Origin of the sequence: Streptomyces sp. NBC_01190 (assembly GCF_045039895.1) — a bacterium.
Taxonomy (GTDB): Bacteria; Actinomycetota; Actinomycetes; order Streptomycetales; family Streptomycetaceae; genus Actinacidiphila.
This window is the reverse complement of the sequence record NZ_CP108580.1, coordinates 3,623,242-3,635,043: the sequence shown is the minus strand read 5'-3', so window position 1 is coordinate 3,635,043 and position 11,802 is coordinate 3,623,242. Positions and strand designations below refer to the sequence as shown.

Genomic DNA, 11,802 nt, shown 5'->3' with positions numbered 1-11,802 from the left:
GCGGCGGCTGGGCGGCCGGGGGTACGCGGCTGGTGCGGATACGTGGCGGGTCCGGCGGGGCGGTCCGGCGGACCGGGGTGCCGGCTCAGCTCCCGGGGCGGGCCGATGCGGCGGCCAGCGCGCCGACCAGAGCGGTGGCGCGGCCGTCCTCGACCGCGCCGCGGGCCAGTTCGAGGCCGGCGCCGAGGTCGGCCGCGCGGCCCGCGAGAAGCAGCGCCGCCGCCGCGTTGAGCAGGCAGGTGTCGGTCACCGGGCGCGGGGCGTCGCCGCTCAGCACCCGGCGGACAGCGGTGGCGTTCTGCTCGCTGCCGCCGCCGCTCAGGTCCTCCACCGTGGCGGGCCGCAGCCCGTGATCCGCCGGGTCGAGGACCGACTCGGTCAGCCGTGAGCCGTCCACGGCCACCACCAGGTTGGGGCCGCCCGTGGTCAGTTCGTCCATGGCGCCGTGGCCGTGCACGACCCAGGTCCGTTCCATGCCCAGCAGGGCGGCGGCCCCGGCGAGCACCATCTGGTCGCGGCGGTCGGCGGCGCCGACCAGCCGGGCGGTCAGCCGGACCGGATTGGCCAGTGGGCCGACCAGGTTGAAGAGCGTCCGGAAGCCGAGCCGGCGGCGGATCGGGGCGATCCGGCCGATCGCGGGATGGACGGCGGGCGAGAAGAGGAAGGCGAAGCGGTGCGCGGCCAGCAGCTCCGGCACCAGGTCGACCGGGCCGAGCGGGATGCCGAGCGCCTCCAGCACGTCCGCGCTGCCGCACCGGCTGGTGGCCGCCCGGTTGCCGGCCTTGGCGACGGTGGCGCCGGCCGCTGCCGCGATCAGCGCGGCGATGGTGGAGATGTTCACCGAGTCGCTGCCGTCGCCGCCGCTGCCGACCACGTCGACCGCGGGCCCGTCCCAGGCCACCGGCGCGGCGCGCTCCCGTACCACCCGCACGGCGGCGGCCACTTCGACCGGGCCGGGGCGCTTGACGGTCATCGCGGTGAGGAAGGCGGCGATCTCCGCCTCCTCGGCCCGCTCGTCGAGCAGGGCGCGGACGGCGTCAGCCGCGGTGTCGGCGGACAGGTCGCGGCCGCGCACCAACTCCCGGGAGGCGGCGGCCAGTACCGCGGACGGTACCGGCTCGGAGGGGGGAGCGGACGTGGGAGCGGACGTGGGCTTGGACGCGGGTGCGAACGCGGGCGCGACCGGGGCAGCGGACGCCGCCGTGGTGAAGGGGGCGATGACGGCCGGTCCGGGCGCCGAAGCGCCGGACGCCGGGAGAACCGGTGTCGGGGCCGCCGCGGCGGCGATGAACGTCGGCGTCGGCGGCGCCACCGGGACGGGCCCGCCGACCACGGCCTCCGTCACAGCACGACCACCTTGGCCGCGGCCGGCAGCACCCCGTACGTGTCGATGACCAGCGGCGCCGCCGCCCAGACCGCCGCCGCCAGCAGCCCCGGGTGCGGGGTGACCAGCACCGCGACGTCGTGCGCCGCGAGCTGCTCCGCGCTGAACGGCACCTCGGCGACCGGCCGTCCGTCGACGGTCAGGCCGGGCACCATCGGGTCGGTGTACGACAGTTCGGCGCCGGCGGCCCGCAGGTCGCGCACGATGTCCAGCGCGGGCGCGTTGCGCAGATCGCCCACCCCGGGCTTGTAACTGACGCCGACCAGCAGCACCCGGGTGCCGGCCAGCTTCCCGCCCTGCCCGGCGAGGAGTTCGGCGAGCCGGCCGACGACCTGGTGCGGGCGGTCGGCGATCCGCCGGTGGGCGGCGCCCACCAGGGCCAGCTCGACGCCCTCCCGCTCGGCCCGCTCCAGCAGGAACAGCGGGTCGACGGGGATGCACTCGCCGCCGACGCCGGGGCCCGGGTAGTGCGCCAGGAAGCCGAACGGCTTGGTGGCCGCCGCGTCGATGACCTCGCGCGCCGGTACGCCGAGCGAGCGGCACAGATCGGCGAACTCCAGCGCCAGCGCGATGTTCACCAGCCGGAAGGTGTTCTCGTAGACCTTGGACAGCTCGGCCACCTCGGCGGCGGAGACCGCGGTGACGCGGGCGCAGACCTGCTCGAAGAGCAGCCGGGCCCGCCGGGTCGACTCGGCGTCGACACCGCCGACGAGCTTGGGGGTGTTGGCGAGGTTCCAGCCGTTGGTGTTGGCCGGGTCCACCCGCTCGGGGGCGGTGGCCAGGAAGTAGTCCCGGCCGGCCACCAGGCCGGTGCGCTCGGTCACCGTGCGGGCGATGCCCGCGGTGGTGCCCACCGGGACGGTGGACTGGAGCACCAGCAGTGCGCCGGTCCGCAGGTGCGGCAGCACGCTCTCCACCGCGGCCTGTACGTAGCTGAGATCGGCGGTCCCGCGCCTGGTGACCGGGGTGGGCACGCAGAGGATCACCACCTCGGCGCCGTCCAGCGCGGCCGGTTCCGTGACGGCGAAGAGCCGGTCGGTGCTGGCTTCCCGGACCTCGTGGTCGGTGAGGTCGGGCAGGTAGGACTCACCGCGGTTGACCGCGTCCACCTTGTCGGCGTCGAGGTCGACCCCGGTGACGCAGAAGCCGCTCGTCGCGAAGCCCATGGCCAGCGGCAGGCCGGTGTAGCCGAGCCCGACGACGCCGATCCGCATCGTACGGGCGGCCAGCCGCGCCTCGAAGGTCGCGAGCCCGTCGACCGTGCTCACCCGGGAAGGCGTCACGGCGGAAACGGCGGTAGCGGCGGCAAGGGCGGATGCCGCGGCAGCCAGGGAAGCTGCCGGAGCGGCTGAACCGGTCGAAGTGCTAGTGATCATGTCTCAGTTCCCCCAGTGTCAACTGACGGCTCGGGTGCCATGTCCCCAGTCGACCAGCCGGGCCCGGGGGCCCGCCCAGACCAATCGGGCGGTGACCGGACGGACCAGTCGGCGCGCCTCAGCGGGGCTTTACCGGGCAATGAGAGAGCACACCGTTAATGGGAAACTCTTAAAATGCGGATCCCCTTGGTCACATCCGTCTCTTTATTCACGGGAGTGTTTTCCGCAAAGAATGATGGCTGAAATTTGCACATGCACCGGAAATAGCGACAGAGAGCACAGTGACGAAGTGGCCACCGAAATGTGATGCTCTTCTCCGGCACCTGGCACCCGGCCAGGGCACGGGAGGGAAGCTGTTCCATGTGGCATATGTCGATCGACGTCGATCGCAACTCCAGCGAGTCGCTGACCAGCCAGATTCGGATGGCAATCAAGTGTCGAATCGTCGAGGGCATTCTCCATCCCGGCACCCGGCTCCCCTCCACCCGGCAGCTCGCCGCCGATCTCGGTGTCTCCCGGAGCGTGGCGGTCGAGGCGTACGAACAGCTCACCGCCGAGGGGTATCTCGACTGCCAGCAGGGCTCGGGCACCCGGGTCGCCAACGACCCCGTGGCCAGGGCCGGTCGGGCCGGCCTGGAACCGGATCTGGGCTGCCCCGACCCGTCCGGCGGCGTCACCTGGGACCTGCGCACCGGCCGCGCCGACGTGACGAACTTCCCCCGCGCCGAGTGGCTGGCCAGCTATCGCGCCGCCCTGGCGGGCGCCGGCCGGGAGGAGCTCGACTACCCGCCGGTCGCCGGACTGCCCGTGCTGCGCCGGGTGTTGGCGGGCTATCTGGGCCGGGTCCGTGGCGCGCGCGGTGTCGAGGAGACGGTGATGGTGACGGCCGGCTTCGCCCAGGGGCTCGCGCTGCTCTGCGCCACGCTGCCCCAACTCGGCATCCGTAAGCTCGCCATCGAGGATCCCGGCCACGCCGGCCAGCGGCGCTTCATCGAGCAGAGCGGCATGAACACCGTGCCGGTACCCGTCGACGAGGAGGGCATCGACGTGGACCGGCTCGCCGCCAGCGGCGCCCGCGCCGTCCTGGTCACGCCCGCCCACCAGTTCCCCACCGGCTACACCATGAGCCCGGCGCGGCGTGAGGCGCTGATCCGCTGGGCCGAGCGGATGGACGCCGTCATCATCGAGGACGACTACGACGGCGAGTTCTGGTTCGACCGCCGCGAGCGGCCCCCGGCCTTGCAGGGGTTGAGTCCGCAGCACGTTATCTACGCGGGTACGGCGAGCAAGACGCTGGTCCCGGGGATGCGGCTCGGCTGGCTGATGATGCCGGCCCATCTCAGCCGGCTGATGAGCCGGGTCCGGGCCCGGCACGACCTCGGCTCCGACGGCATCACCCAGCGGGCGTTCGCCGAACTCATCGAGGCCGGCACGCTCGACCGGCACCTGCGCCGGGCCAGGTCCCGCTACCGCTCCCGCCGGGAGGCGCTGGCCCAGGCGGTCCGACTGCACCTGCCGGAGGCCGAGATGGTCGGTTCCGCGGCCGGCCTGCACGGCTATCTGCGGCTGCCGCCCGGCACCGACGAGGCCGCGCTGGTCGCCGCCGCGCAGGACAGATCGGCGCTGGTGTACGGTGCGCAGCGCTTCCAGTTCCGGCCGGGGGCCCGGCCGCCCGGACTGGTCATCGGCTACTCCAGCCTGCCGCTGACCGGCATCGGCGAGTCCATGTTCGTGCTGGGGGACGCCCTGGCTGAGCAGGCGCGCCGGCCGGGCGTCCGTTCCCTCGGCACCCTGCTGGCCGACGCGGCCGGGCCGCGTGAACGGATCGCCCACCGGGCCCGGTTGGGCAGCGGCGTCTGACCGGGATATATCGTGGCGCGGCCCCGGGCCTGTTGCCCGGGGCCGCGTTCGGCGGACAAATACAGTTCAATATTTAATTTTTCGGCCGCCATGGAGGACCGATCGCCGATCCCCGTTTTCCGTGCCGTCACCGCGCGGTGGAATGGCCGCCGTTCGCGCGGCGCCGGGGCGGCCGGAATTGCCCGCCGCCGGGTCCAGGAATCGGGCCGGGGCCGGCCGTTACGGGGTGGCCGCGGCGAAATTCGCAGGTCAGTAGGGCGGCTGGCGGCTCCGGCAGCACCGGCGCCGCAGCCGGCTCAGGCAGCGGGCGGCTCACTCGGCTCCCGCCGCTTTGGCGCGCGCGACGAAGTCGGCGATCAGCCCGTGGTCCTTCACCCCGCGCCGCGACTCGACCCCGCTGGAGACGTCGACACCCCAGGGACGGGCCGCGGCGATCGCGTCCGCCACGTTGTGCGGCGCGAGTCCGCCGGCCAGCATCCAGTGGCCGCCCGGAGCCGACGTACCGAGCGCCGACCAGTCCCAGCTCTCCCCCGAGCCCGGCTTGGGCGCGTCCAGGATCAGCAGGTCCTCGCCGTGGCCGCCGGTCGGCCCGGCCCCCGCCGAGGCGGCGGAGGTGGCCCGGACGAGGACCAGCCCGGTGTCGTCGGGGTCCGTGCCGCGCAGCGCCGCGAACGCCTCCGGTGGGTGGTCGCCATGGAGTTGCACCGCCCGGACCCCGGCCGCACGGGCCTCCCGCCGTACCCGCTCCAGCGGCTCGGCGCCGAACACCGCGACCGTCAGCACCCCCGGCGGCACCGCCTCGACGAGCCGGCCCACCTCGGCCGGGGTGACCTGGCGGGGGCTGTCGGTGAGGACGAACCCCACCGCGTCGGCGCCCGCCCCGACCGCCGCCGCCACATCGGCGGGGGTGCGCAGACCACAGATCTTCACGAACACGGCGGAACGCCTCCTGACGGCACGTCACTCGATACGGCGACGGCGGGAATTGAAGGGGAACTGAACGGGCAAGGGAGTCGGCGGCTGAACGGGACAAGGGGGCAAGGGGCGGCTCGGAGGCCGGACCGGGCCCGTAGCGGCAGGCGCCGACGGCAGCGGTGGGGCCGAAGTGGTCCACTCGACGGGACCACAGGTGGTCCTGCGCCGGGTGGGTCCGCGGTGGTTGGCTGCTGCTGTGCCTCAGACCATGCGTACGTTACGCGGCAGCCTGTACGCCCTCGCCGCCATGGCCTCGGTCGGGAGTTCCGCCGCGGTCAGCCCGCTGATCAACCACTATCCGCTGCTGGCCGGACAGGCGTGGCGCTATCTGGTCGCCGGACTGCTGCTCGCCGCGGCGGGGCGTCGGGCGGGGCGCTCGGGGGACCCGTCGGCCGGCCCCCGGCCGACGCCCTGTACGGCCAGGCAATGGGGGCGCCTCGCGCTGCTCGCCGCCACCGGCATGGCCGGCTTCAACGTCTTCCTGCTGCACGCCGTGCGCCACACCGACCCGGCCACCGTGGGCGCGGTGGTCGGCGCGACCCCGGTGGTGCTCGCGCTGGCCGGGCCGCTGGGGGCCGGCCGCCGCCCGTCGGCGCGGATCGCGCTGTGCGCCGCGATCGCCACCGTCGGGGTGTGGGTGATCCAGGCCGCGGGACCGGTGTCGGGACCGGGCCTGCTGTACGCGTTCGGCGCACTGGTGTGCGAGTGCTGCTTCTCGCTTCTCGCCGTCGATCTGCTGCCCCGGCTCGGTCCGCGCCGGGTGTCGGCGCTGGCCTCGCTGCTGGCCGCGCCGATGCTGGGTGTGGTCTCCGCCGTCGTCGAGGGCCGCGGCGCGCTCGCCTGGCCCACCGGCACCGAGTGGCTGGCGCTGGGATATCTCACGCTCGTGGTCACCGCCCTCGCCTTCTTCCTCTGGTACGCGTCGATCGATCTGCTGGGCGTCGACCGGGCCGGGCTCTTCGCCGGCGTCATCCCGCTCAGCGCGGTGCTGCTCGGCCCGCTGCTGGGCACGGGCCACCTGACCGGGCCGATGCTGGTGGGCGCGGTCGCGGTCGCGGCGGCGGTGCTCCACGGGGTGAGCGCGCCGGCGGAGAGCGCCGTACGGCCCGGGGAACCGGTGGCGCCGTGACGCGACACCCGCGATCGCCGGCCGCAGCCGTAACGGGGCGCCAGCGACCGCCGGCCGCCCCGTACCGCCGCCTCACCCCGTCGCGTCGGCGGTCGCCCCGACCGCCACCGGCACCTTCAGCGGCGTCTCCGCCGCCGGGACCCCGGTGAGGCCGGCCCCCCGCACCGAGCGGGAGCCGAGGAAGAGCGCGGCGCCGGCCACCAGCCCGATCGCGGTCACCAGCAGCGCCGTACGGGGGCCGAGGTGCCCGGCGAGCTGGCCGCCGCCGAAACCGCCCACCGGGATCACCGCGAAGGCCGCGAACCGGTAGGTGGCGCTCACCCGGCCGGTCAGCTCCACCGGCACCAGGGCCTGCCGGAGCGCCACCGAGTGCACATTGAAGATGGTCAGCCCGAAACCGTTCCCGACGTAACCGGCGGTGAGCAGCGCCAGGGCCACGGTGCCGCGTCCGGAGGCGAGCGGCAGCAGGGCGAGCGCCGCGCTGCCGACGAACATGCCGACCGCCATCGCCCGGCCGGTGCCCAGCCTCCTGCCGAGCCGCCCGGCCACCAGGGACCCGCCGAAGGCGCCGACGCTGCCCGCCGCGATGACCAGGCCGAGTTGGGCGGTGCCCAGGTGCAGCACGCGGATGCCGTAGAGCGGCATCACCACCAGCACGACGTCCCACAGCAGGTTGAACCAGGCGGATTGCAGCATCACCACCCGCAGCACCGGATGGGCGAGCGTGACCCGCCAGCCCTCGGCGACCTCGGCCCGCACCTTGCGCCGGGGGGCCTTTCTGATCGGCTCGACGGTCCGGATGTTCAGCAGCGTGCCGACCGAGACCAGGTAGGCGAGCGAGTTCACCACCACCGCGACGGGCGCGGTGAGGAGTTGGATCAGCACGCCGCTGAGCCCCTGCCCCGCGGTCTGCGCGACGGACTGGCTCGACTGGAGTTTGCTGTTGCCCTCCACCAGCAGCCGGCGCTCGATCAGCGAGGGCAGATACGCCTGGTACGCCACGTCGAACTGGGCGGTGAAGATGCCGGTGACGAAGGCGACGGCGTAGAGCAGGCCGATGGACAGGTGGTCGAGCCAGTAGAAGAGCGGCACCATGCCGAGCACCAGCGACCGGCCGATGTTGGCCCCGATCAGCAGCCTGCGGCGGCGGACCCGGTCGGCCAGCACGCCCGCGAGCAGGGTGACGCAGGCGACGGGCAGGTACTCCAGCGCGTTGAGCAGGCCGAGTTGTCCCGCCGACGCGTCGAGCAGCTGCATGGCGGTGAGCGGCAGGGCCAGCAGCGTCACCTGGGCGCCGAAGAGGGCGACCGTCTGGCCGCCCCACAGGCGCAGGAAGTCGGCGTGCCCCCACAGTGATTGGCGCGGCCGGGGCGCGGGCGGCCCGGGAGCCGCCGCCGGCGCGGGGCCGAGTCGCTCAGACACCGCTGGCCACCTCGTCGGACAGCTCCTGGGGCAGCTCGTCGGACAGCTCCTGGGGGAGCCCGCCGGACAATTCCTCGGACAACTCCTCCGACAGCGGCGCCCAGTCGATGGTGTAGAGCTTGACCGCGGTCTCGATCGCCTGCCGTACCGCTTCCGACGAGCCGGCCCGGAAGCGGAAGGCGCCCGCGGTGTGCACCGCGCCGCCGTTGCCGTCGAGTACGGTGCCGGCCGGCGGCAGCGCCTCGGCGTACAACTCCGGGATGCGGCCCGCCAGTGAGGGCACCTCGCGCACCACGGCGGGGCGGACGGGCGGTTCCGGCATCATCAGGTAACCGGCGACCTCCCCGCCGGGATCGGCCGGCGGATAGTCGCGCGCCTCGCCGATCTGCACCTGGACGGAGGCCTCGATCAGGTCGAGGCCGTAGACCTCCTCCCAGACGAACCGCACCTGGCCGCCGCCGGCCCTGGCGCCTATCTCCAGGAAGACCAGCTCGTCGGTGCCGTTGGTCCGGAACACCTCCAGGTGGAAGACCTCGTCGGTGAGGTCGAGCGCGGCGAGCACCCCCTCGGTGAATGCGACGATCCGCTCCTCGAAGGCCGGGTCGTCGTTGGCGACGGAACCGAACGGCGTGCCGTTGGCGAAGTCCAGGCACGAGCCCACGCAGCGCCAGCTCCGTACGGTCCGCAGCACACCGCCGGAGACCACCCCGTCCACCTGGTAGAGGTTGCCGTCGATGAACTCCTCGCACTGGAAGGCGGCCAGGTCGGTGCCCTCGGGCAACTGGGTGAGCACCTGCTCCAGTTCGTCGGCCGCCGGGATCACGTACACGTCCTGGCTGTCCGCGCCGGTGCGCGGCTTGAGCACCAGGGGGAAGCCGTACTCGGCGACGAACTCCCGTACGTCCGAGGGGGATTCGACCGGGCGGTTGAACGGTACCCGCAGGCCGCGGGCGGCCACCGCCGCCTTCATGGCGACCTTGTCGCGGACCAGCCGCACCTCGTGCGTCCGCTTGCCTGGCACCCCGAGGCGCTCGCGCAGCTCGGCGCCGAGCTCCAGGTCGAACTCGGAGAGGGCGAGGACATGGGTGAACGGGCCGTGCCGCTCGGCGAGTCGCTCGGCGGCGCCGATCACCGCCGGGTGGTCGGCGAGATCGGCGACCACCGCGATCTCCTCGGCGAGTTCGGCGGCGAGCGGACCGGTCCCGGCCGCCGTCGTCAGGTAACTCACCCGGTCCGCCCGGTGGTCGAGATAACGGTGGTACTCGGCGAAGCGGTTGTTCCAGCGGTTGACGATCAGGACATGGCGTGCCATGGCGCTCTCCGATCAGTTGGTGGCGGATACCGCGGTCAGGGCCGGCTCGGACCGCTCGAAGCACACACCGCGCTCGGCCGCGTCCAGGGCGGCCGCGGTCGCCCGGTAGCCGGGACTCACGGCGATGGCGTAGCCGAGACGGCTCGCCGAACTGCCGGCCGCGGGCACCGGCTCACCGGGGCCGATCAGCGCGCCGACCTCGTGGATCCGAGGGTCGGCCGTGACACCGGGCGCCACCGTCATCGCGGCGTAGCCGGACACCTCCGGGCGCAGGAAGAAGCGGATACCGGCGTGGCGTACCGGGGCGCCGGAACCGTCGGGGGCCAACGGACCCGGGCCCGCGGCCGGGCCGGCCGCCGGGCCCGCCGGACGCACGCCGAGGAAGCAGCGCAGCGTCGTCTCGTAGAGGTCCGCGCCGGTCGCCAGGCGCAGCAGGTCCGGGATGCGGTCGCCGGGCAGCCGGGCGGCCACCTCCATCAGCAGCGGCCCGCGCGCCGACAGCCGCAACTCCGCGTGGAAGGGCCCGAGCCGCAGCCCCAGCGCCCGCACCACGCCGACCGTGTACGCCTCGACCGTCCGCGCGGTGTCCGCGTCGAGCGGGGCCGGCACCATGTGCCCGACCTCGACGAAGTACGGCTCGGGGCCCAGCAGCTTCTCGGTGATGCCGAGCACCACGACCTCGTCGTCGGCCGCGTACCCCTCGACGCTGAACTCCGGCCCCACGACGTACTCCTCGACCAGCACCAGCGGCAGCGAGGTGCGGTCCAGATACCCGGCCCCGTAGCCGTTGATCCGGCGGAACGCGTCGGCCGCCTCGGCCATGGTGCGGGCCTTGCGCACGTTGAGGCTGCCGGACTGGTCGACCGGCTTCAGTACGCACGGCAGGCCCACCTCCGCGATCGCCCCGGCCAACTCCGCCTCATCCGTGAGCAGTACGTGGCGCGGCTGGTCGATGCCGCTCGCCGCGAGGCGTTCGCGCATCAGGTGCTTCATGCGCAGCGCCGCCGCGGTCGCGGCGGGCAGGCCCGGCAGTCCGAGATCGGCGGCGGCGTCGGCGGCCAGCGGCACGTAGTGCTCGAAGCCGGGCAGCACGGCGGCGAACGGCCGCCGGGAGTGCAGTTCCCGCAGCCGCCGCCTGACCAGCCGGTCGTCGTTGGTGTCGATCACCTCCACCCGGGAGGCGTGCGCCAGATGCTCGTCCGGCACCCGGCGTTCGCCGTGGCCCGCGGTGAACACCACCATGTCGTGGCCGAGTTCACGTCCGCGGTCGATCAGGCCGTAGCCCGCCGAGCGCGGTTCTATGACCGCGATCCTCACCATCCGATCGCTCCCTTCAAGGAGTTCAAGGAGGAGCGGACCGCCCGATCCCTCGCCTCCTCCAGCAGGTGGATGCTCAGCCGGTGCAGTTCGAGGTCGGCGGGCGGTCGGGGGCCCAGGCCGGCGAAATACGCGTAGGCGGAGTCGATGAAGTGGGTCAGCGGCGCGTCGGCGACCACCGAACGGCCCACCCGTCCGGTCACCTTGACCTGTCCGTACGGGTCGTCCGAGCTGATCGGGTAGTCCGCCACCACCTCGCCGTGTGTCCCGGCGACCCGTAGCCGGCGCCTGCGCACCGGCGAGGTCAGATCGCTGAGCAGGGTGCTGACCATGCCGCCCGCGTGCTCCAGGCGCAGCAGGGCGCCGCCCATGGTGAGGATGGAACGGGCCGGCAGCGGCATCGGCCAGGTCTCGGCGGAGAGCAACCGGGCCCGCGGGCCCGCCAGATGAAGGGCGAGCAGCATCTGGTGCGGCAACTCCACCTCGAGCGCCGACTGATGCGAGGTGGAGGACAGGGTGCGGCCGAAGCGGGGCTTGCTCTGCTCCATGAAGAGCGAGACCGCCTCGCCGATCTCCCCCGACGCGACCACCTGGCGCACCTTCTCGGTGACCCGGCTGCTCGGCCAGACACTGACCGGCAGGATCTCCACGTCCGCGGCGATGGCCTCAAGACGGGCCGCCTCCTCGGCCGTGGGCGCCACCGGCTTCTCCAGAATCAGCCGGCGGCCGCCGAGTTCGGCGATCTCCTCGACACAGCAGAGGTGCGCCTGCGGGGGCGTCGTCACGTGCCACACCGCCTCGGCCACCGGCACCAGGCGCGCGGCGGCCCGCAGCGACGGCACCAGCCGGCATCCCCGCGGTACCTCCCGCCCCTCCGGTTCGACGACGAGTACGTCACCGCCGTCGACGAACAGGTTGCGCAGGGCTTGGTGATGCAGGTCGCGCCCGGCCCGTCCGTAGCCGACGATGACCGTCGGGAAGGGCCGTCTGCCGGGGCTCCCGGTGCTGATCGATGCGGTCATGGCGT

The 11,802-nt window shown here is 73.8% G+C and carries 9 protein-coding genes; 2 read left to right on the top strand and 7 right to left on the bottom strand.

Annotation, left to right across the window (positions count from 1 at the left end; all coding sequences use genetic code 11):
• Positions 1–85: 85 nt before the first annotated feature.
• Together trpD and OG519_RS14975 are read right to left on the bottom strand one after the other, a co-directional pair.
• On the bottom strand, positions 86–1,345 hold the full coding sequence (gene trpD, locus OG519_RS14980) for an anthranilate phosphoribosyltransferase (RefSeq protein ID WP_405583459.1): 1,260 nt from the start codon (positions 1,343–1,345) through the stop codon (positions 86–88).
• Entirely contained in the window at positions 1,342–2,652 is a 1,311-nt protein-coding gene (locus OG519_RS14975; RefSeq protein WP_405583457.1) for a nucleotide sugar dehydrogenase, read from the bottom strand. The genes trpD and OG519_RS14975 overlap by 4 nt, the downstream gene beginning before the upstream one ends.
• Before the next feature lie 477 nt (positions 2,653–3,129).
• Here OG519_RS14975 and OG519_RS14970 point away from each other — a divergent pair, with 477 nt between their 5' ends.
• Positions 3,130–4,620 carry a PLP-dependent aminotransferase family protein gene (locus tag OG519_RS14970; RefSeq protein WP_405583455.1) on the top strand — a complete coding sequence of 497 codons (1,491 nt, stop codon included), beginning with the start codon at positions 3,130–3,132 and terminating at the stop codon, positions 4,618–4,620.
• A gap of 312 nt (positions 4,621–4,932) precedes the next feature.
• Here OG519_RS14970 and OG519_RS14965 read toward each other — a convergent pair whose 3' ends face one another.
• Positions 4,933–5,556: a phosphoribosylanthranilate isomerase gene (locus tag OG519_RS14965; RefSeq protein WP_405583453.1), complete on the bottom strand. Its 624-nt coding sequence runs from the start codon at positions 5,554–5,556 to the stop codon at positions 4,933–4,935.
• A 247-nt stretch (positions 5,557–5,803) separates the two neighbouring features.
• Between OG519_RS14965 and OG519_RS14960 the strand changes: the two genes are divergently transcribed.
• Positions 5,804–6,724, top strand: a complete 921-nt coding sequence (locus tag OG519_RS14960; protein ID WP_405583451.1) for a DMT family transporter — start codon at positions 5,804–5,806, stop codon at positions 6,722–6,724.
• A 72-nt stretch (positions 6,725–6,796) separates the two neighbouring features.
• Here OG519_RS14960 and OG519_RS14955 read toward each other — a convergent pair whose 3' ends face one another.
• The 4 genes from OG519_RS14955 to OG519_RS14940 are packed head-to-tail and all read right to left on the bottom strand — an operon-like array spanning position 6,797 to position 11,797.
• Positions 6,797–8,146, bottom strand: a complete 1,350-nt coding sequence (locus OG519_RS14955; RefSeq protein WP_405583449.1) for an MFS transporter — start codon at positions 8,144–8,146, stop codon at positions 6,797–6,799.
• Positions 8,139–9,458, bottom strand: coding sequence for an acetyl-CoA carboxylase biotin carboxylase subunit family protein (locus OG519_RS14950; protein WP_405583447.1), 1,320 nt, complete (start codon positions 9,456–9,458; stop codon positions 8,139–8,141). Before OG519_RS14950 ends, OG519_RS14955 begins: the two co-directional genes overlap by 8 nt.
• Positions 9,459–9,470: 12 nt before the next feature.
• Positions 9,471–10,778 (bottom strand): ATP-grasp domain-containing protein, encoded by a 1,308-nt coding sequence (locus tag OG519_RS14945; RefSeq protein ID WP_405583445.1) that lies wholly within the window; start codon positions 10,776–10,778, stop codon positions 9,471–9,473.
• Positions 10,772–11,797, bottom strand: a complete 1,026-nt coding sequence (locus OG519_RS14940; protein WP_405583443.1) for a hypothetical protein — start codon at positions 11,795–11,797, stop codon at positions 10,772–10,774. The genes OG519_RS14945 and OG519_RS14940 overlap by 7 nt, the downstream gene beginning before the upstream one ends.
• Between the last annotated feature and the right edge of the window lie 5 nt (positions 11,798–11,802).